General features: G+C 66.9%; 15 protein-coding genes. 13 read left to right on the top strand and 2 right to left on the bottom strand.

What is annotated here, in order from left to right; all coding sequences use genetic code 11:
- The first annotated feature begins 636 nt into the window (after positions 1-636).
- Positions 637-1440, top strand: a complete 804-nt coding sequence (locus AC3EGR_RS09715; protein WP_488546260.1) for a sulfite exporter TauE/SafE family protein — start codon at positions 637-639, stop codon at positions 1438-1440.
- Positions 1437-2417 (top strand): methionyl-tRNA formyltransferase, encoded by a 981-nt coding sequence (locus AC3EGR_RS09710; RefSeq protein ID WP_488546274.1) that lies wholly within the window; start codon positions 1437-1439, stop codon positions 2415-2417. The genes AC3EGR_RS09715 and AC3EGR_RS09710 overlap by 4 nt, the downstream gene beginning before the upstream one ends.
- Here AC3EGR_RS09710 and AC3EGR_RS09705 read toward each other — a convergent pair.
- Positions 2377-3345, bottom strand: coding sequence for a LysR family transcriptional regulator (locus AC3EGR_RS09705; protein ID WP_488546259.1), 969 nt, complete (start codon positions 3343-3345; stop codon positions 2377-2379). The two genes, AC3EGR_RS09710 and AC3EGR_RS09705, sit on opposite strands and share 41 nt — an antisense overlap.
- 112 nt (positions 3346-3457) lie before the next feature.
- On the opposite strand from AC3EGR_RS09705, the gene AC3EGR_RS09700 reads away from it, so the two are divergent.
- From AC3EGR_RS09700 to oxlT, 6 genes are all read left to right on the top strand, one after another.
- Positions 3458-3661 carry a hypothetical protein gene (locus AC3EGR_RS09700; protein ID WP_488546258.1) on the top strand — a complete coding sequence of 68 codons (204 nt, stop codon included), beginning with the start codon at positions 3458-3460 and terminating at the stop codon, positions 3659-3661.
- 296 nt (positions 3662-3957) lie between these two features.
- Positions 3958-4950 (top strand): Bug family tripartite tricarboxylate transporter substrate binding protein, encoded by a 993-nt coding sequence (locus tag AC3EGR_RS09695; RefSeq protein WP_488546273.1) that lies wholly within the window; start codon positions 3958-3960, stop codon positions 4948-4950.
- A 118-nt stretch (positions 4951-5068) separates the two neighbouring features.
- Entirely contained in the window at positions 5069-5587 is a 519-nt protein-coding gene (locus AC3EGR_RS09690) for a tripartite tricarboxylate transporter TctB family protein (RefSeq protein WP_488546257.1), read from the top strand.
- A gap of 46 nt (positions 5588-5633) precedes the next feature.
- Positions 5634-7163: a tripartite tricarboxylate transporter permease gene (locus AC3EGR_RS09685; RefSeq protein WP_488546256.1), complete on the top strand. Its 1530-nt coding sequence runs from the start codon at positions 5634-5636 to the stop codon at positions 7161-7163.
- A 12-nt stretch (positions 7164-7175) separates the two neighbouring features.
- A complete protein-coding gene (locus AC3EGR_RS09680) occupies positions 7176-8009 on the top strand; it encodes a cytidylate kinase family protein (protein WP_488546255.1) in 834 nt (277 codons plus the stop codon).
- A 314-nt stretch (positions 8010-8323) separates the two neighbouring features.
- The gene (gene oxlT, locus AC3EGR_RS09675) at positions 8324-9520 is read left to right on the top strand and encodes an oxalate/formate MFS antiporter (protein ID WP_488546272.1); all 1197 of its coding nucleotides are present in this window, start codon (positions 8324-8326) and stop codon (positions 9518-9520) included.
- A gap of 37 nt (positions 9521-9557) precedes the next feature.
- Here oxlT and AC3EGR_RS09670 read toward each other — a convergent pair whose 3' ends face one another.
- Positions 9558-10166: a Crp/Fnr family transcriptional regulator gene (locus AC3EGR_RS09670; RefSeq protein WP_488546254.1), complete on the bottom strand. Its 609-nt coding sequence runs from the start codon at positions 10164-10166 to the stop codon at positions 9558-9560.
- A 124-nt stretch (positions 10167-10290) separates the two neighbouring features.
- Between AC3EGR_RS09670 and oxc the strand changes: the two genes are divergently transcribed.
- The 5 genes from oxc (at position 10291) to fdhF (ending at position 20202) form a co-directional block, all read left to right on the top strand.
- Positions 10291-12018 carry an oxalyl-CoA decarboxylase gene (oxc, locus tag AC3EGR_RS09665; protein WP_488546253.1) on the top strand — a complete coding sequence of 576 codons (1728 nt, stop codon included), beginning with the start codon at positions 10291-10293 and terminating at the stop codon, positions 12016-12018.
- 101 nt (positions 12019-12119) lie between these two features.
- Positions 12120-13367 carry a formyl-CoA transferase gene (gene frc, locus AC3EGR_RS09660; protein WP_488546252.1) on the top strand — a complete coding sequence of 416 codons (1248 nt, stop codon included), beginning with the start codon at positions 12120-12122 and terminating at the stop codon, positions 13365-13367.
- Between the two features lie 39 nt (positions 13368-13406).
- Positions 13407-15551 (top strand): acetate--CoA ligase family protein, encoded by a 2145-nt coding sequence (locus tag AC3EGR_RS09655; RefSeq protein ID WP_488546251.1) that lies wholly within the window; start codon positions 13407-13409, stop codon positions 15549-15551.
- A gap of 10 nt (positions 15552-15561) precedes the next feature.
- Positions 15562-17265, top strand: coding sequence for an NAD(P)H-dependent oxidoreductase subunit E (locus AC3EGR_RS09650; RefSeq protein WP_488546250.1), 1704 nt, complete (start codon positions 15562-15564; stop codon positions 17263-17265).
- A gap of 102 nt (positions 17266-17367) precedes the next feature.
- Positions 17368-20202, top strand: a complete 2835-nt coding sequence (fdhF, locus tag AC3EGR_RS09645; protein WP_488546249.1) for a formate dehydrogenase subunit alpha — start codon at positions 17368-17370, stop codon at positions 20200-20202.
- Positions 20203-20333 lie beyond the last annotated feature (131 nt).

The following is a 20333-nucleotide window of genomic DNA, read 5'->3' as shown; positions in this document are numbered from 1 at the left end:
ATGTCTGATCCACCTTGTGAATACGGGCTCCGGCAATGCCGGGCAGAAAGATACTGTCCGATCTTTGGGACAGGACAGGAGAAAGGAGCGAGTGCCGCTTGATCTACAGCTCAGGCTGAGGTCCAAAGGGTGGCGACGGCGTACACCCGCTCCGCTCGGCTCTCGCCGAACTCTGGAAATTCAATCATGAACAATACAAGGGTGGCGCGGCGCCAGCCGCGGACGGTGAGCGTCAGCGAACCCCACCGTTCTCCGCCCCAATGAAAAACGGGTTGCCGAAGCAACCCGTTGGAAAAGGTGTCTGCGAGCGGCACCGGACCGCATCCTGAACCGGAGTTCAGGTGGGCGAGGTCAGCAAACTGGAGTTGGGATCATCTGACGCGAGACGTTCACGCTCTCCAGGCGATGTTCCAAGCCCGCGCTCAAAGAGCATTGGTTCAAGGAAATATAAAGCCCGACACACACTGCAGACGGTTTGGATTCTAGGACGCAAAAGCACGCGCGGGTGCAAATCGTTGGTGAAGCCATGAAAGGATTCCGGGCTTGACAATGTAGGACGTAGCTGAACTGTGACACTGGTGCGGCGACAATGCGCACTCCTGTCTTGCATCGTCGCCACGCGCCCACAACTACAAGATGTCCGTCCTGGACCCGCAGCTCGTTCTCGCGCTCGCCCTCATCGGCACCTGCACCGGTTTCCTCGCCGGCCTGCTCGGGATCGGCGGCGGCATGGTGATGGTGCCGTTCGTCACCATGATCCTCACGCACAAGGGCTATCCGCCGCAGTACACGGTGAAGATGGCGGTGGCGACCTCGCTCGCCACCATCGCGTTCACTTCGCTGTCCTCCGTGCGCGCGCACAACCAGCGCGGCGCGGTGCTGTGGCCCGTGGTGAAGGTGCTCGCACCGGGCATCCTGCTCGGATCGCTGCTCGGCGCGCAGGTCGCGCACGCGCTGCCCGGCAAACTGCTCGGCGTGTTCTTCGCCATCTTCGTGGCCTTCTCCGCCACGCAGATGCTGCTCAATCGCAAGCCCAAGCCCAGCCGCACCCTGCCCGGGCGCGCGGCGACGTTCGCCGTCGGCACGGGAATCGGCGCCCTTTCGTCGCTGGTGGGCGCCGGCGGCGCCTTCATGTCGGTGCCCTTCATGCTCTGGTGCAACATCAAGATCCATGACGCGGTGGGCACCTCCGCGGCGCTGGGCTTCCCGATCGCGGTGGCGGGCACGCTCGGCTACATCTGGGCCGGCCACGGGCTGCCGCAGATGCCGCCGGGATCGATCGGCTATCTGTACCTGCCCGGGCTGGTCATCATCTCGGCGGCCAGCATGCTGATGGCCCCGCTCGGTGCGCGCACCGCCCATCGCATCGACATCGCGCCGATGCGCAAGCTGTTCGCGATCGTGCTGTACTGCCTCGCCGCGTATTTCCTCCTGCGCTGAGGACGAACGAACCAAGGAGATCCAAAATCGCCCGCATCGCCTTCATCGGCCAACAGGAATTCGGCAAGGCCGTCCTCGAGGCCTTCCTCGCCCGCGGCGACACCATCGCCGGCGTGTTCTGCACTCCCGACAAGCCGGGTGCGAAGCCGGACGTGCTCAAGGCCGACGCGCTGGCGCTGGGCCTGCCGGTGTTCTCCTTCGCCAGCCTGCGCAGCCACGAGGCCGAAGCCGCCATGCGCTCGCTGGACGCCGACCTGGGCATCATGGCCTACGTGCTGCAGTTCGCGCCGCAGTCCTTCGTGACCATCCCGCGCCACGGCACCATCCAGTTCCATCCCTCGCTGCTGCCCAGGCACCGCGGCCCGTCTTCCATCAGCTGGCCGATCGCGCTGGGCGCGCGCGAGACCGGCATCACCATCTTCCGCCCCAACGACGGCCTCGACGAAGGCCCGGTGGTGCTGCAGAAGAAGTGCGAGATCGGCCCCGACGAAACGCTGGGCGAGGTGTATTTCCGCAAGCTCTTTCCGCTGGGGGTGCAGGCGCTGCTGGAAGCGGCCGACCTCGTCATGGCCGGCAAGCACGCGGAGCAGGCGCAGGACGAGCGCGAAGCCACCTACGAGGGCTGGATGCACGACGAGGAGGCGGAGATCCACTGGCCCGGCCACGTCGACACCATCTACAACCTGATCCGCTCGTGCAACCCCGCGCCCGGCGCGTGGATGATGCTCGCCGGCGTGAAGGTGCGCGTGTACGACTGCCGCAAGCACGTCGTGGGCCGCTACGTGTCGCGCGGGCACAAGCCGGGCGACGTGGCCGGCGTCAACCCGGACTCCATCGTGATCTGGGCGCAGGGCGGCCTGATCGAGATCCTCAAGCTGCGACCCGAAGGCGGCGGCAAGATGAACGCCGGCGACTTCGCACGCCAGCACGGCCTGGCTAGCTCGGACGCCTGGCGGGCGTGGGTGCGTCCCGCCTGAGCGCCTTCTTCCTCGGCGTGAGGGCCTGCTCGATCAGGTCGGCGCCGTCGGCCAGCAGGAAGTTGCGGAAGGCTTGCGCCACCGGCGGCAGCCGCTTGCCGCGCCGGCACACGACGTACCAGTTCAGCATCAGCGGGAAACCCTGCACATCCAGCACGACGAGGCTGCCGGCCTGCAGTTCGCGGCTGATGGTGTGTGCCGACAGGAAGCTCACGCCCATGCCCGCCATCACCGCCTGCTTGATCGTCTCGGTGCTGCGGATCTCCATCGCGATGTTGAGGCCGGGCAGGTGGTGGCCGAAACCCTGCACCATGGAGTTCCAGGTGTCCGAGCCATGCTCGCGCACGATGAAGGGCTCGCGCGCGATGCGCGTGACGGGGATGCGCGCCGAGCGCGCGAGCGGGTGGTCCGGCGGCGCCACGATCACGTAAGGGTGCGGCGCGAAGGGCTCCGCCACGGTGTCGGCGTCCTCGGGCGGGCGCACCATCACCGCGAGGTCCGTGCGGTTCTCCTTCAGCTGCGCGAGCAGCTCCTCGCGGTTGACCACGACGAAGTTGAAGGTGACGCCGGCGTGGCGCTGCGCGAACTGCACCAGCAGGCGCGGGAAGAAGTAGTCGCCCGCACTGATCACCGACACGTTCAGGCGGCCGCCGGACACGCCCTTGAACTGCGCCATGGCCTCCTCGGCCTCCTGGAACTTCTGGATGATTTCGCGGCTGGACAGCAGCATCTGCTCGCCCGCGGCGGTGAGGTGGATCTTCTTGCCGACCTGCTCGAACAGCGCGAGCCCGGCGTGCTCGGCCAGCTTGCCCACCTGCGTCGACACGGCCGGCTGCGTCAGGTGCAGTTCCTCGGCCGCGCGCGAGAAGCTGCGGTGCCGGGCGACGGCCTCGAAGACCTTCAGCTGGCGCAGGGTCGCGTTCTTCATGGCCGGATCATCCCATAAGTCCGAGCTAATGCAAACGATCAAATACTTTCACTATCCTTGATCGTTCCCGGCGCCTAGAGTGACCCCATCGAAGCGACACCAGGAGACGACCATGGCTCAGGACAAGACCCCCGGCTACACCGCCGACGACCAGCTGGATTTCTGCAGCGAGCTCGCTGCCGCGTGCACCGGTGGCGAAGGCGTGCGCGCCTGGCTGGAGCGCGAGCGGCCGCACTTGTTGCGCGCCTATGACGCCGACTTCCTCGTGAACGCTGTCGAGCGTTCGCGCCATGCGGCCCGGCCCGCCGCCCGCTAAGACATTTGCTTACCCGCCCGCGATGCTTTCGCGGGCTTTTTTTATTCCGTACGCATTCGTACGAATGCTGCGGCAGCGCCGGCGGAACCTTCGCATTCTCCCTCTGGCGCCGCGTCCCCCGGACAAACCCTAGACGGGCTTCTCTCTTCCGAAAAATTGACCGCAGTCAAGAGAAATCAAGGCAGGTTGGTCGGACCATCCGCCGGCGGTCTCGCGATGAACGCCGGTTGACAAGCCGGTGCAGGCGAGGCGACTTCAGGAGACAACGCGTGAGAATTTCGAACCTCAAGACCCGCATGACGGTGGTCCTTCCGGCCATCGCCGCCTCGGCCGCGATCCTCGCAGCCCCCACCGCCCAGGCCGCCTGGGAACCCACCAAGCCCGTCGAATTCGTCGTGCCCGCGGGCACCGGCGGCGGTGCCGACCAGATGGCGCGCCTCATCCAGGGCATCGTGGTCAAGCACAACCTGATGAAGCAGCCGCTCGTCGTGGTGAACAAGTCCGGCGGCGCCGGCGCCGAGGGCTTCCTCGACGTGAAGAACGCCAAGGGCGATCCGCACAAGATCGTGATCACCTTGTCGAACCTGTTCACGACGCCGCTGGCAACGGGCGTGCCCTTCAACTGGCGCGACATGACGCCGGTGTCGATGATGGCGCTGGACAACTTCGTGCTCTGGGTCAACGCCGAGTCGCCGTACAAGACGGCCAAGGACTACCTGGACGCGGTCAAGGCGGCCGGGCCGAGCAAGATGAAGATGGGCGGAACCGGCTCCAAGCAGGAAGACCAGATCCTCACGGTCGGCATCGAAAAGGCCACCGGCACGAAGTTCATCTACATCCCCTTCAAGGGCGGCGGCGAGGTCGCCGTACAGCTGGTGGGCAAGCACGTGGACTCGTCCGTGAACAACCCGGCCGAGGCCGTGGCGCAGTGGCGCGCCGGCAAGCTGCGCGCGCTGTGCGTCTTCGACGACCAGCGCATGCCGTACAAGGCCAAGATCACCGACTCCCAGGCCTGGGGCGACGTGCCCACCTGCAAGGAAGCGGGCGTGCCGACCGAATACACCATGCTCCGCGGCATCTTCATGCCGGCCGGCAACACCAAGGAACAGACCGCCTTCTACCTCGACCTGCTCAAGAAGGTCCGCGAGACGCCGGAGTGGAAGGAGTACATGGAAAAAGGCGCCTTCAACCAGACCGTGATGGACGGCGAGAACTTCAACAAGTGGCTCGCCAGCGCAGAGCAGAAGCATCGCGAGCTGATGAAGGAAGCGGGCTTCCTCGCGAAGTGATCCGTTTCCTCACCTCCCCCCTCCGGGGGGAGGCGGGGTGGGGGCACGCACGGCGCCTGCCCCACCCCAACCCTCCCCCCGCGGGGGAGGCGACACGACAGGCAGGAGACCCATCCCCATGAGCACCCCCCACGAATCCGCCGCCGAGCGCACGGGCGTTCCCACCTTCGCCGTCGAGGCCGCGGTTGCCGCGCTCGTCCTCATCTTCGGGCTGGTGGTGCTGTTCGGCAGCCGCAACCTCGGTTCGGGCTGGACCAGCGACGGTCCCGGCGCGGGCTACTTCCCGTTCTACATCGGCCTGATCCTGTGCATCTCGGGTGCTGGCACGCTGTACCAGGCGCTGCTTGGCAAGAAGCGCAACACGGAGATCTTCGTCGACGGCGAGCAGATCCGCCGGGTGCTGTCGGTGCTGCTGCCGGCGCTGGTGTACGTGCTGGCCATCCAGCTGCTCGGCCTGTATGTGGCGTCGGCCATCTACATCGCCGGCTTCATGATCGTGCTGGGCAAGTTCTCCAAGGTGAAGAGCATCCTGCTGGGACTCGCGGTGGCCGTGTTCTTTTTCTTCATGTTCGAGGTCTGGTTCAAGATCCCCCTGTACAAGGGCACGTTCAAGCCGCTCGATTTCCTGGGCTACTGAGCCCGGCGACCGTCCCTCCCAACGACTTCGCACCGCCTCCAGCGTCATGACCGAACTCAGTGCCCTGTTCCATGGCTTCAGCGTCATCCTGACGCCGATGAACCTGCTCCTCATGTTCGTGGGGATCACCCTCGGCGTGCTCATCGGCGTGCTGCCGGGACTTGGCGGCGCCAACGGCGTCGCCATCCTGCTGCCCCTGACCTTCTCCATGTCGCCGACGTCGGCGATCATCATGCTGTCGTGCATCTACTGGGGCGCGCTGTTCGGCGGCGCCATCACGTCGGTGCTGTTCAACATTCCGGGCGAACCGTGGTCGGTGGCCACCACGTTCGACGGCTACCCCATGGCACAGAAGGGCCAGGCAGGACAGGCGCTCACGGCGGCCTTCACCTCCTCGTTCATCGGCGCCTTCGTTGCCGTGGTGATGATCACGTTCCTGGCGCCGCTGGTGGCCAAGTTCGCGCTGCAGTTCGGGCCGCCCGAATTCTTCGCCGTCTACCTGCTCACGTTCTGCAGCTTCGTGGGCATGGGCAAGGGCTCGCCGTTCAAGATCCTCGGCTCGATGGCGATCGGCTTCGCCCTGGCTGCCGTCGGCATGGACACCGTCACCGGGCAGCTGCGGCTGACCTTCGGCCTCGAAGAGCTGATGCGCGGCTTCGACTTCCTGATCGCGGTGATCGGCCTCTTCGGCATCGGCGAGATCCTGCTGTCGATGGAGGAAGGCCTCGCGTTCTCCGGCAAGTCCGCCAAGATCAACCCGAAGGTAGTGTTCGAGACCTGGAAGGAGCTGCCCAAGTACTGGATGACGTCGCTGCGCAGCTCGCTGGTCGGCATCTGGATGGGCATCACCCCCGGCGGTGCGACGCCCGCGTCCTTCATGAGCTATGGCCTGGCCAAGAAGATGTCCAAGGACGGCGCCGCCTTCGGCACCGGCCAGCTCGAAGGCGTGATCGCTCCCGAGACCGCCGCGCACGCCGCCGGCACCAGCGCGCTGCTGCCCATGCTGGCGCTGGGCATCCCCGGCTCGCCGACGGCCGCCGTGCTGCTGGGCGGCCTGCTGATCTGGGGCCTGCAGCCCGGCCCGCTGCTGTTCGTCGAGCAGAAGGACTTCGTCTGGGGCCTGATCGCCTCGATGTACCTGGGCAACCTGGCAGGCCTGATCGTGGTGCTGACCACGGTGCCGCTGTTCGCTTCGATCCTGCGCATCCCCTTCTCGATCATCGCGCCCGTCATCATCGTGATCTGCGCCATCGGCGCCTACACGGTGCACAACGCGATGTTCGACATCTGGCTGATGCTGGGCTTCGGGCTGATGGGCTACGTCTTCAAGAAGCTCGACTACCCCCTAGCGCCGCTGGTGCTGGCCCTGGTGCTGGGCGACAAAGCCGAAGACGCGTTCCGCCAGGCCATGCTGCTGTCGCAAGGCGACCTGTCCATCATGGTGTCGAACCCGCTGGTGGGCACCATCACCGGGCTGGCGCTGCTGCTGCTGGTCTGGCCGCTGATTTCCAGGATCATCGCCAAGGTGCGACCGGCCAAGCCGTCGGCGTTCTCCGCCGAACAGCCGGTCGACTGAAAAGGAGCCGCCATGCCCGTGATCGCCCTCACCCAGGAGATGGGTTCGCTCGCCAAGGACGTGGCCCTGCGCCTCGCCGAGGCGGGCGGCCTGACCGTGATGCGCAACGAGGTGGTGGACAACGTGGCCGGCCGCATGCAGGTGCCGGCCAGCCTGATCCGCCGGCTGCGCGAAGGCAAGGCGGGCTTCGTCGAGCGCCTGTCCACCGACAAGGATCAGGTCGCGCTGTTCACGGCGGAAGAGATGTTCGCGCAGGCGGTGCGCGGCAACGTCGTGCTGCGCGGCTGGGGCGCCACGGTGCTGCTGCGCCCCGTGTCGCACGTCGTGCGCGTACGCGTCACGCGCCCCTTCGAGCAGCGCGTCGCGTGGGTGATGGAGCACCTGGGCACCGACGACCGCGACGCGGCCGAAAGCGAGGTGCGCCGCAGCGACGCGGCCCACGCGCAGCGCATGAACGCGCAGTTCGGCGTCACGTGGGGCGACCCGCTGCTGTACGACATGGTGCTCAACACGGACCGGCTCTCGGTGGAAAGCTGCGTCGAAGCGATCCTGCAACTGGCGCGCCGGCCGGAGTTCCAGGAGACGCCGGAGTCGCGCGCGGTGCTGGAGGGCCTGGCCTTGTCGGCACGCGTGCGCGCCGCGCTGAAGGCCAACGAATCCACAAGCAGCGTCGACGTGCAGATCGAATCGCGCGACGGCCGCGTGACGCTGGATGGCATCGTCGTGAACGAGCAGGAAAAGGCCGAGGCCGAGCGTGTTGCCACCAGCGTGGCCGGCCTTGGAAGAATCGATAACCGCTTGCACCTGATGAAGGTTTCTCGCAAGTTCACCCACTCGAAAACCTGAGGACAAGCTGACCTGCAAAGTTGGAAGCGGCCCCCGGGGCCGCTTTTCTTTTTCTCTACGTAGTTTTGCATGCTAAGGGCTTACCCGGGTTCATGACCGCGGTCAATTTCCGGTGCACGTTCACTTCCCAGAATGGCCTCCGCGTCGCGTGTTGCGATGCCCCCTCCCCCCCCGCTTCAATCCTCCTCCCACACCACTACTCCAGGAGATCTCGGATGGAAAAGACTATTGGCGCGCTCCCCACGCCAGTGACGGCCACCGCCGGCGCTGCGGCCGATGCGCGCGGCGCGGCCTTCCGCTGGGCCCAGCTCGTGATGGGCATCATCTGCATGGCGATGATCGCCAACCTGCAGTACGGCTGGACGCTGTTCGTCAATCCGATCGCGGACAAGCACCACTGGAGCCGCGCGGCCATCCAGGTCGCGTTCACCATCTTCGTGCTCACCGAAACCTGGCTGGTGCCGATCGAAGGCTGGCTGGTCGACAAGTACGGCCCGCGCGTGGTGGTCATGGGCGGCGGCCTGCTCGCCGGCCTGGGCTGGATCATCAACGCCTACGCCGACACGCTCACGCTGCTGTACATCGGTGCCGCGGTCGGCGGCATCGGCGCCGGCGCGGTGTATGGCACCTGCGTGGGCAACGCGCTGAAGTGGTTCCCGGACCGTCGCGGCCTCGCCGCCGGCCTCACGGCCGCGGGCTTCGGCGCGGGCTCCGCCCTCACCGTGGTGCCGATCTCCGCGTACATCCACCACCACGGCTACGAAGCGGCCTTCCTGTACTTCGGCATCGGCCAGGGCGCCATCATCTTCCTGCTCTCCTGGTTCCTGGCCCGCGCCCCCGAGGGGCAGAAGGCCGGCACCTCCCGCGTGCTGCAGACGCGCCGCGACTACACGACGGGCGAGATGGTGCGCAAGCCGGTGTTCTGGGTGATGTACCTGATGTTCGTGCTGGTTGCCGCCGGCGGCCTGATGGCCACCGCGCAGCTGGCGCCGATCGCCAAGGACTTCAAGATCGGCGACGTGCCGGTGAGCATCGCCGGCCTGGTGCTGCCCGCGCTGACCTTCGCGCTGGCGATCGACCGCGTGCTCAATGGCCTCACCCGCCCCTTCTTCGGCTGGGTCTCCGACCAGATCGGCCGCGAGCTGACGATGCTCATCGCCTTCGGGCTGGAGTCGGTGGGCATCCTGGCGCTGTACCAGTTCGGCAGCGACCCGGTGGCCTTCGTGATCCTGACCGGCATCGTGTTCTTCGCCTGGGGCGAGATCTACAGCCTGTTCCCGTCCACCTGCGCGGACACCTTCGGTTCGAAGAACGCGGCCGCGAACGCGGGCCTGCTCTACACGGCCAAGGGAACGGCGGCGCTGCTGGTGCCCCTGTCCAGCGTGCTGACCGCCGCCACGGGCAACTGGCACGCGGTGTTCATCGTCGCGAGCGCGATGAATGCGCTGGCGGCGGTGCTGGCGTGGGTGGCGCTGCGGCCGATGCGCAAGGCGATGGTGGAAGGCTCCTGAGAGGCCATGCCGGGCCTGGCCCGGCATCCTCCTGGCGTCAGATCTTTCCCCTGGCCTTCAACCGGCTCAAGGTCTCGGCGGAGAGGTTCAGGTAGGAGGCCAGTTCCTTCTTCGGCAGCCGCTCCTCCAGCTCGGGGTGCTTGCGCAGGAAGCGCTTGACCCGCCCGGGCGCGTCCAGCAGGTGCAGCGTGATCGTGTGGGCCATGATCTCGCTCATGTGGTGCATCACTTCGTACTCGAAGGCCTGCTTGATGTTCGGGTGGCGGTCGATGAAGGCCACCCAGTCGCGCAGCGCGAGCTTGGCGACCCGGGCGCGGGTGACGCACACGATGCTGTAGGGCGCCGGCGTGCCCAGCCGCCACGCGGCGTAACTGGTTTCCATCTGCCCCTCTTCGGCGAAGCGCAGGATCATCTCCTTGGCGTCCTGGGTGCTCACCACGCGCTTGAGGATGCCGTCGAGGATGAAGTACTGCTCCATCTCGTGCACGCCCTGGTTCAGCAGCGCCTCGCCCTTCTGGCAATCCACCACGACCAGCAGGGGCTCCAGCTCCGCCATCTGGGCGGCGGTGATGGCCTTCAGCGCCACGTTATGGGCGAGCTGGACGCGGATGACGTTACGTTCTGGATGCTTCTCGATGGACGACATGGATTCCGGAGCGAGGGATTTCCCCTGATTGGGCCGCCTATTTTTCGAAAATTGACTGCGGTCAAGAGGGTTTCACGAACCCGACTTCTACCATTCTCGCACTCCCATCTAGGACCCCCCGACCATGAGTACCGACACGCAAGATCGCGAAACGACCGACGGCTTCCACCTGGTCATCGACGCGTTGAAGCTGAACGACATCGACACGATCTTCGCCCTGCCCGGCATCCCGATCACGGATTTCCTGCGCATGGCGCAGGCCGACGGCCTCAAGGTGATCTCGTTCCGCCACGAGCAGCACGCCGGCAATGCCGCCGCCGCCGCCGGCTTCATCACGCAGAAGCCCGGCATCTGCTTCACGGTGTCCGCCCCCGGCTTCCTCAACGGCCTGACGGCGCTGGCGAACGCCACCACCAACTGCTTCCCCATGATCCTCATCTCGGGCTCGAGCGAGCGCGAGATCGTCGACCTGCAACAGGGCGACTACGAGGAGATGGACCAGCTGGCCATCGCCAAGCCGCTGTGCAAGGCCGCCTTCCGCGTGCTGCACGCCGAAGACATCGGCGTGGGCATCGCGCGGGCGATCCGTGCCGCGGTCTCCGGCCGCCCCGGCGGCGTGTACCTCGACCTGCCCGCCAAGCTGTTCGCGCAGAGCATGGACAAGGAAGCCGGCAAGAAGTCGCTGATCAAGGTGGTCGACCCCGCCCCGAAGCAGCTGCCCGGCCCCGAGGCCGTCAAGCGCGCCGTCGACCTGCTCAAGGGCGCCAAGCGTCCGCTGGTGATCCTGGGCAAGGGTGCCGCCTACGCGCAGGCCGACGCCGAGATCAAGACCTTCGTCGAAAAGAGCGGCATCCCCTACCTGCCGATGTCCATGGCCAAGGGCCTGCTGCCCGACAACCACAACCAGTCCGCCTCCGCCGCGCGCTCCTACGTGCTGGCCGAAGCCGACGTGGTGATGCTGGTGGGCGCGCGCCTGAACTGGCTGCTGTCGCACGGCAAGGGCAAGACCTGGGGCGCCGACGGTTCCAAGGCCGCGGGCAAGCAGCAGTTCATCCAGGTCGACATCTCCCCGACCGAAGCGGACAGCAACGTCGCGATCGCCGCACCGGTGATCGGTGACATCGGCTCCTGCCTCGCCGCCTTCAACCAGGCCATGGGCACCGGCTGGAGCAAGCCGCCGGCGGACTGGACGGGCGCCATCGCCGAGCGCAAGGACAAGAACCTCACCAAGATGGCCGAGACGCTGGCGAAGAACCCGCCGGTGATGAACTTCCATTCCGCCCTGAACGTGATCCGCAACACGGTCAAGGAGAACCCCAAGGCCTACGTCGTGAACGAAGGCGCCAACGCGCTGGACTTCACGCGCTCCATCGTCGACATGTACGAGCCGCGCCGGCGCCTGGACGTGGGCACCTGGGGGATCATGGGCATCGGCATGGGCTTCGCCGTCGCGGCGGCCGCCGTCACCGGCGAGCAGGTGATCGCGGTGGAAGGCGACAGCGCCTTCGGCTTCAGCGGCATGGAGGTGGAAACCATCTGCCGCTACAACCTGCCGATCTGCGTCGTCGTGATGAACAACAACGGCATCTACAAGGGCACCGACGTCAACCCGCGCGGCGACGCGATGGCGCCCACGCAGTTCGTCAAGAACGCGCGCTACGACCTGATGATGCAGGCCTTCGGCGGCGTCGGCGTCACGGCGAAGAACCCCGAGGAACTGAAGAAGGCCCTCGACGAGGCGATCGCCAGCCGCAAGCCGACGCTGATCAACGCGCTGATCGACGAGACGGCGGGCACGGAGTCGGGGCGCATCACCAGCCTCAATCCGGCGGCGAAGAAGAAGACGGCGTAAACCATGCACCCCCGGCCCATGGCGTTGCGGGCTTGACCCGCAGCGCATGGATCCCGGCATGCAGGTGCCAAGAGATTCGAAACTTAGATAGGAAGACCAAGATGGGTAAAGCACTCGACGGCGTCAAGATCCTCGATTTCACGCACGTGCAATCGGGTCCCACCTGCACGCAGCTGCTGGCATGGTTCGGCGCGGACGTGATCAAGGTGGAGAAGGCGGGCGAAGGCGATGCCACGCGCGGACAGCTGCGCGACATCCCGGACGTGGACAGCCTGTACTTCACCATGCTGAACCACAACAAGCGATCCATCACCCTGGACACCAAGAACCCCAAGGGCAAGGAAGTGCTGATCGAGCTGATCAAGCAGTGCGACGTGCTGGTGGAGAACTTCGCTCCCGGGGCGCTGGACCGCATGGGCTTTTCCTGGGAACGCATCCAGCAGATCAACCCGCGCATGATCATGGCCTCGGTCAAGGGCTTCGGCCCGGGCCCGTACGAGGACTGCAAGGTCTACGAGAACGTCGCCCAGTGCGCGGGCGGCTCCGCCTCCACCACGGGCTTCGACGACGGCCCGCCGCTGGTCACGGGGGCCCAGATCGGCGACTCCGGTACCGGCCTGCACCTGGCCCTGGGCATCGTCACCGCCCTGTTCCAGCGCGAGAAGACCGGCCGCGGCCAGAAGGTGCTGGCCGCCATGCAGGACGCCGTGCTGAACCTGTGCCGCGTGAAGCTGCGCGACCAGCAGCGCCTGGACCGCACCAAGGTGCTGCAGGAATATCCGCAATACCCGGAGACCGAGTTCGGCGAAGCCGTTCCGCGCGCCGGCAACGCCTCGGGCGGCGGCCAGCCGGGCTGGATCCTCAAGTGCAAGGGTTGGCAGCACGATCCCAACGCCTACATCTACTTCATCACCCAGGCGCCCGTGTGGGCCTCGATCTGCAAGGTGATCGGCGAGGAAAGCTGGATCACCGACCCGAGCTACGCCACGCCCAAGGCGCGCCTGCCGCACCTGAAGACCATCTTCTCGCGCATCGAGGAGTGGACCAAGACCAAGACGAAGTTCGAGGCGATGGAGATCCTCAACAAGTACGACATCCCCTGCGGCCCCATCCTGTCGATGAAGGAAATCGCCGAGGAACCGGCCCTGCGCGCCACGGGCACCGTGGTGGAGGTCGACCACCCCACGCGCGGCAAGTACCTGTCCGTGGGCAACCCGATCAAGCTGTCGGACAGCGAAACCGAAGTGAAGCGCTCCCCCCTGCTGGGCGAGCACACCGAGGAAGTGCTCAAGCAGCTCGGCTACACCCAAGACCAGATCGCCGAGCTCCGCGCAGCGAAGGTCGTCTAACCCCGTTTCCCCCATTTCTCGGTTTTCATCGGAGGCACCATGGCCATTTCCCAAGGCGACAAGCAGAAGGTCCGTCAGATCCTGGACACAGTGAAGAAGGAAGGACGCGACGCGCTGACCGCGCCGGAAGGCAAGATCGTTTGCGACGCCTACGGCATCAACGTGCCCAAGGAAGGCGTGGTGTCCAGCTCCAAGGAAGCGACGACTCTCGCCTCCTCCATGGGCTTCCCGGTGGTGATGAAGATCGTCTCCCCGGACATCCTGCACAAGACCGAGGCCGGCGGCGTGATCGTGGGCGTCAAGAGCGCCGACGAAGCCGCCACCGCGTACGAGCAGATCATCGCCAACGCCAAGAAGTACAAGGCGGACGCGAAGATCGTCGGCGTGCAGATCCAGCAGATGATCAAGGGCGGGCAGGAAGTCATCGTCGGCGCGATGAGCGACGACAGCTTCGGCAAGCTGGTGGCCTTCGGCATGGGCGGCGTGCTGGTCGAAGTGCTCAAGGACGTCACCTTCCGCCTGGCCCCGGCCACGCGTGAAGACGCCGCCTCGATGCTCGACGGCATCCAGGCCGCCGAAATGCTCAGGGGCGTGCGCGGCGGCAAGCCGGTCAACCGCGAGGCGCTGCAGGACGTGATCGTCCGCGTGTCGCAGCTGGTGTCGGACTTCCCGGAAATCTCCGAGATGGACCTGAACCCGGTCTTCGCGAGCGAGACCGGCGCCATCGCCGCCGACGTGCGCATCGTGGTGAACTTCACGCCCAAGGCCCCGCGCTACCGCCCGGACGAGAAGGACGTGGTCACGTCCATGAACCGCATCATGAAGCCCAAGGCCGTGGCGGTGATCGGTGCGTCCGACCAGGCCGGCAAGATCGGCAACTCCGTGATGAAGAACCTCATCAACGGCGGCTACCAGGGCAAGATCTACCCGATCACGCCCAAGGGCGGCGAGGTCATGGGCCTGACCGCGTACAAGAGCGTGAAGGACGTGCCGGGCGAGATCGACACCGCCGTGTTCGCGATTCCCGCCGCGCTGGTGGCCGGCGCGCTCAAGGAGTGCGGCGAGAAGAAGATCGCCGGCGCCATCCTGATCCCGTCGGGCTTCGGCGAGACCGGCAACGTCGAAGGCCAGGAAGAACTGCAGAAGATCGGGCGCGAGTACAACATCCGCCTGATGGGGCCCAACATCTACGGCTTCTACTACACGCCGTCCAACCTGTGCGCCACCTTCTGCACGGCCTACGACGTCAAGGGCTCCACCGCCCTGTCCTCGCAGTCCGGCGGCATCGGCATGGCCATCATCGGCTTCTCGCGCTCCGCCAAGATGGGCGTGTCCGCGATCGTGGGCCTGGGCAACAAGTCGGACATCGACGAGGACGACCTGCTGCTGTTCTTCGAGCAGGACGACAACACCAAGGTGATCGCCCAGCACGCGGAAGACCTGAAAGACGGCCGCGCGTTCGCCGAAGTCGCCAAGCGCGTCTCGAAGAAGAAGCCCGTGATCATGCTCAAGGCCGGCCGCACCGAGATGGGCGCCGCGGCTGCCGCCTCGCACACCGGCGCGGTGGCCGGCACCGACAAGATCTACGAGGACATCCTCAAGCAGTCGGGCGTGATCCGCGCCCGCAGCCTGCGCCAGATGCTGGAGCTGTCGCGCGGCGTGCCGATCCTGCCCACGCCCAAGGGCGAGAACGTGGTGATCATCACCGGCGCCGGCGGTTCGGGCGTGCTGCTGTCCGACGCCTGCGTGGACAACGGCCTGAAGCTGCTCAAGCCGATGCCCGCCGACCTGGACGCTGCCTTCCGCAAGTTCATCCCGCCCTTCGGCGCGGCCGGCAACCCGGTGGACATCACCGGCGGCGAGCCGCCCATCACCTACGTCAACACCGTCAAGCTGGGCCTGGAGGACGACCGCGTCCACGCGCTCATCCTGGGCTACTGGCACACCATCGTGACGCCGCCCATGGTGTTCGCCAAGAACATGGTGCAGGTCGTCAACGAGATGAAGGAGAAGGGCAAGGTCAAGCCCGTGGTCGCTTCGCTCGCCGGCGACGTGGAGGTGGAGGAAGCCGCGCAGTACCTGTACGAGAACGGCATCCCCGCGTATGCCTACTCCACGGAACTGCCGGTGGAAGTGCTGGGTGCGAAGTACCAGTGGGCCCGCGCCGCCGGACTGCTCAAGTAAGCTTGCGCTGATGTCCCAACACCGCGTCATCCCCATCGCCGCGGCCGCGCTCCCCCTGCGGGAGCGCAAGCGCCAGGGTCCGAAAGGGCGCAAGCCCACGGACCAGGCGCTGGCCGAGGTGCGGCAACTGCTCGGTGACGCCTCGCGCCAGCGCGACCTGCTGATCGAGCACCTGCACAAGCTGCAGGACCATTACGGCCACCTCTCGGCCGCGCACCTGTCGGCGCTGGCGCAGGAAATGCGCCTGGCCCAGAGCGAGGTCTACGAGGTGGCGTCCTTCTACCACCACTTCGACATCGTCAAGGAAGGCGAGGAGGCACCGCAGGCGCTGACCGTGCGCGTCTGCGACGGCCTGTCGTGCGAGCTCGCGGGCGCGCAGCAGCTGCTGCAGAAGCTGCCTGCCCTGCTCGGTCGCGACGTGCGCGTGATCCCCGCCCCTTGCATCGGCCGTTGCGAACAGGCGCCGGCCGCCGTGGTCGGCCAGAAGCCGGTACCCTGCGCCACGACCCAGAAGGTCGTGGAGTGCGTCAAGGAGGGCGCGACGAAGCACGAGCCCGAAGGCTACATGGGCCTGTCGCAGTACCGGGCCGCCGGCGGCTACCAGCTGCTGGAGCAGTGCCTCGCGGGCGAGCACGACGTCGAGTCCGTGATCTCGCGGCTGGAAGCCACCGGCCTGCGCGGCCTGGGCGGCGCCGGCTTCCCGGCCGGGCGCAAGTGGCGCATCGTGCGCAGCGAGCCCGCGCCGCGCCTGATGGCGGTGAACATCGACGAGGGCGAGCCCGGCACCTTCAAGGACCGGGTGTACCTGGAGCGCGACCCGCACCGCTTCCTGGAAGGCATGCTGATCGCCGCGTGGGCGGTGGGCATCGACGCCATCTACATCTACCTGCGCGACGAGTACCACGGCTGCCGGGCGATGCTGGAGCAGGAGCTCGCGCGCCTGCAGGCCGACCCGCCGTCGAAAGGGCTGCCGCGCATCGAGCTGCGCCGCGGCGCCGGCGCCTACATCTGCGGCGAAGAGTCCGCGATGATCGAGTCCATCGAAGGCAAGCGCGGCATGCCGCGCCTGCGCCCGCCCTACGTGGCGCAGGTGGGCCTGTTCGGCCGGCCCACGCTGGAGCACAACTTCGAGACGCTGTACTGGGTGCGCGAGCTGCTGGAGCGCGGCCCCGAATGGTTCACGTCGCAGGGCGCGAACGGCCGCAAGGGCCTGCGTTCCTTCTCCGTGTCCGGCCGCGTGAAGAACCCGGGCGTGAAGCTGGCCCCGGCCGGCATCACGATCCAGGAGCTGATCGACGAGTACTGCGGCGGCATGGCCAAGGGGCACAAGTTCTACGGCTACCTGCCGGGTGGCGCCTCGGGCGGCATCCTGCCGGCGAAGATGAACGACATCCCGCTCGATTTCGACACGCTGCAGCCCTACGGCTGCTTCATCGGGTCGGCCGCGGTGGTGGTGCTCTCGGACAAGGACACGGCGACGGCCGCGGCGAAGAACACGCTGCGCTTCTTCCGCGACGAGTCCTGCGGCCAGTGCACGCCCTGCCGCTCGGGGACGGCGAAGGCGCACGCCTTGATGCAGGCCCCGAAGTGGGACCTGCCGCTGCTGGCGGAGCTGTCGCAGGTGATGCGCGACGCGTCCATCTGCGGCCTGGGCCAGGCCGCGCCGAACCCGTTCGATTGCGTGGTCAAGTATTTCCCGCATGAGTTGGGGTAGGCATGTCGTTGCGGCCCTGGCCGGCAATCCATGGGGCGCCGCAACAGGGGCCCTGTGGATCCCGGCCCAGGGCCGGGATGACATCCATTGGAGAAGAATGAAATGAACGCCGTCACCCGTGCCGAACTGGCCTCCATCGAAACGCCCGTCGTGAGGTTCACGCTCAACGGCAGGGAGGTCGAGGCGCGCGCGAACGAGACCGTGATCCAGGTGGCCGACCGCGAGGGCGTGGAGATTCCGCGGCTTTGCTACAAGCCGGGCCTGGACACCGCCGGCAACTGCCGCGCGTGCATGGTGGAGATCAAGGGCGAGCGCGTTCTGGCCCCGAGCTGCTGCCGCGCGCCGACGGCTGGCATGGACGTCAAGAGCGACACCCCCCGCGCCGTGGCCGCCCAGAAGATGGTGCTGGAGCTGCTGCAGTCCGACATGCCGGAGACCGACTACACCCGCCACAACGAAGTGGACGAGTGGTCGGCCAAGCTGGGTGTGGGCAAGCCGCGCTTCCCCTCGCGCGGCCAGGTCAGCGCCGACCTGTCGCACCCCGCGATCGCCGTCAACCTGGATGCCTGCATCCAGTGCACGCGCTGCCTGCGGGCCTGCCGCGACGAGCAGGTCAACGACGTGATCGGCCTGGCCTTCCGCGGCGAGCACGCCAAGATCGTGTTCGACATGGACGACGCCATGGGCGTGTCCACCTGCGTGGCCTGCGGCGAATGCGTGCAGGCCTGCCCCACGGGCGCCCTGATGCCCGCGCGCGGCGCCGCCCTGCCCGTGCCCGACAAGGCGGTCGATTCGGTCTGCCCCTACTGTGGCGTGGGCTGCCAGCTCACCTACCACGTCAAGGACGACAAGATCCTCTACGTCGAGGGCCGCGACGGCCCCGCGAACCACGGCCGCCTGTGCGTGAAGGGCCGCTACGGGTTCGACTACGCGCACCACCCGCAGCGCCTGACCAAGCCGCTGATCCGCCGCGCCGACGCGCCCAAGGACCCCAAGGCGGTGTTCGATCCGGAGCGCGTGCACGAGATCTTCCGTGAAGCGACGTGGGAAGAAGCGCTGGCGCTGTCCGCCGGCAAGCTCAAGTCCATCCGCGACACCAAGGGCCCGAAGGCCCTGGTCGGCTTCGGCTCCGCCAAGGGCAGCAACGAAGAGGCGTACCTGTTCCAGAAGCTGGTGCGCACGGGCTTTCGCAGCAACAACGTCGACCACTGCACGCGCCTGTGCCACGCCTCCTCGGTGGCGGCGCTGCTGGAAGGCATCGGCTCCGGCGCCGTGTCCAACCCCGTGATGGACGTGACCAAGGCCGAAGTGATCGTCGTGATCGGTGCCAACCCCACCGTGAACCACCCGGTGGCCGCCACCTGGATGAAGAACGCGGCGAAGAACGGCACCAAGCTGATCGTGATGGACCCGCGCCAGTCGGACCTCACGCGCCTGGCGCACATGCACCTGCAGTTCAAGCCGGACACCGACGTGGCCATGCTCAACGCCATCATGCACGTGATCGTGCACGAGGGCCTGGTGGCGCAGTCCTTCATCGAGGACCGCACCACCGGCTACGAGGAGCTGAAGAAGAACCTCGTGGGCTACAGCCCCGAGGAGATGGGGCCGGTCTGCGGCATCCCCGCCGAGACGCTGCGCGAAGTGGCGCGCCTGTTCGCCACCTCCAGCGGCTCCATGATCCTGTGGGGCATGGGCGTGTCGCAGCACGTGCACGGCACCGACAACGCACGCTGCCTGATCGCCCTGTCGCTCATGACCGGGCAGATCGGCCGCCCCGGCACCGGCCTGCACCCGCTGCGCGGCCAGAACAACGTGCAAGGCGCCTCCGACGCCGGCCTGATCCCGATGATGTTCCCCGACTACCAGAAGGTGGTGGAGCCCGAGGTGCGCGCGCGCTTCGAGAAGCACTGGGGCCTGCAGCCCGGCACGCTGGACGACCAGCCCGGCCTGACCGTGATCGAGGTGATGCACGCGATCAGCGCGGGCAAGGTGCACGGCATGTACGTCATGGGCGAGAACCCCGCGATGTCCGACCCGGATGCGAACCATGCCCGCGAAGCGCTCGCGCAGCTGGAGCACCTGGTGGTGCAGGACATCTTCCTGACCGAGACCGCCTGCCTGGCCGACGTGGTGCTGCCCGCCAGCGCCTTCCCCGAGAAGACCGGCACCTTCACCAACACCGACCGCCTCGTGCAGCTGGGCCGCCAGGCCGTGCCGCCGCCCGGCGATGCGAAGCAGGACCTCTGGATCATCCAGGAGCTCGCCAACCGCATCGGCCTGGACTGGAAGTACAAGCACGTGTCCGAGGTGTTCGACGAGATGCGGCACTCCATGCCCAGCATCGGCGGCATCACCTGGGACCGCCTGGAGCGCGAGAGCTCCGTGACCTATCCGTGCGTGAAGGAAGGCGACCCGGGCGACTCGGTCGTCTTCATCGACGACTTCCCGCGCCCCGAGGGCAAGGCCCGCTTCGTGCCCGCGGACATCATCCCTGCCGCAGAGCGCCCGGACGCTGAGTACCCGATGGTGCTGATCACGGGCCGGCAGCTGGAACACTGGCACACGGGGTCCATGACGCGGCGTGCCACGGTGCTGGACGCGATCGAGCCCGATCCGGTGGCGCTGGTGCATCCGCTGGACCTGGAAGTGCTGGGCGTGAAGCCGGGCGAGCTGCTGACGATCGAGTCGCGGCGGGGCAAGGTGACGCTGTATGGGCGTGCGGACGAGACTTCGCCGCGTGGTGCCGTGTTCGTGCCCTTCTGCTACTACGAAGCGGCGATCAACCGGGTGACGAACGATGCGTTCGACCCGGTGGCGAAGATCCCGGAACTGAAGTACTGCGCGATCCGCGTGGTGGCCGGTGGGACGCCACCGGAGCAGGTGAGTTTTGGTGGGGGGCAGATATTGAGGAAGTTGCAGGAGGAGTTGGCGTAGGTCGGAAGTAGCAGGTCATCCCCGCGAAGGCGGGGCCCAGGGCCCCCCAGAAAGCGCCGCTCGCGGCGCTTTTGTTTGGCGCACTCCCTCAGACGTTGTGTTTCCTCACGATGCACCTTCTGGGCGGTGTA

The sequence above is a fragment of the Ramlibacter sp. G4-7 genome (assembly GCF_057784995.1).
Note: the sequence above shows the minus strand (reverse complement) of the source record. Positions and strands in the feature narration are given on the sequence as shown.

Excerpts from the sequence above, each read along its gene's own strand:
- AC3EGR_RS09715 (WP_488546260.1), top strand. The coding sequence starts at position 637 with ATGTCCGTCCTGGACCCGCAGCTCGTTCTCGCGCTCGCCCTCATCGGC.
- AC3EGR_RS09705 (WP_488546259.1), bottom strand. The coding sequence starts at position 3,345 with ATGAAGAACGCGACCCTGCGCCAGCTGAAGGTCTTCGAGGCCGTCGCC.
- AC3EGR_RS09700 (WP_488546258.1), top strand. The coding sequence starts at position 3,458 with ATGGCTCAGGACAAGACCCCCGGCTACACCGCCGACGACCAGCTGGAT.
- AC3EGR_RS09695 (WP_488546273.1), top strand. The coding sequence starts at position 3,958 with ATGACGGTGGTCCTTCCGGCCATCGCCGCCTCGGCCGCGATCCTCGCA.
- AC3EGR_RS09690 (WP_488546257.1), top strand. The coding sequence starts at position 5,069 with ATGAGCACCCCCCACGAATCCGCCGCCGAGCGCACGGGCGTTCCCACC.
- AC3EGR_RS09685 (WP_488546256.1), top strand. The coding sequence starts at position 5,634 with ATGACCGAACTCAGTGCCCTGTTCCATGGCTTCAGCGTCATCCTGACG.
- AC3EGR_RS09680 (WP_488546255.1), top strand. The coding sequence starts at position 7,176 with ATGCCCGTGATCGCCCTCACCCAGGAGATGGGTTCGCTCGCCAAGGAC.
- oxlT (WP_488546272.1), top strand. The coding sequence starts at position 8,324 with ATGGGCATCATCTGCATGGCGATGATCGCCAACCTGCAGTACGGCTGG.
- AC3EGR_RS09670 (WP_488546254.1), bottom strand. The coding sequence starts at position 10,166 with ATGTCGTCCATCGAGAAGCATCCAGAACGTAACGTCATCCGCGTCCAG.
- oxc (WP_488546253.1), top strand. The coding sequence starts at position 10,291 with ATGAGTACCGACACGCAAGATCGCGAAACGACCGACGGCTTCCACCTG.
- frc (WP_488546252.1), top strand. The coding sequence starts at position 12,120 with ATGGGTAAAGCACTCGACGGCGTCAAGATCCTCGATTTCACGCACGTG.
- AC3EGR_RS09655 (WP_488546251.1), top strand. The coding sequence starts at position 13,407 with ATGGCCATTTCCCAAGGCGACAAGCAGAAGGTCCGTCAGATCCTGGAC.
- AC3EGR_RS09650 (WP_488546250.1), top strand. The coding sequence starts at position 15,562 with ATGTCCCAACACCGCGTCATCCCCATCGCCGCGGCCGCGCTCCCCCTG.
- fdhF (WP_488546249.1), top strand. The coding sequence starts at position 17,368 with ATGAACGCCGTCACCCGTGCCGAACTGGCCTCCATCGAAACGCCCGTC.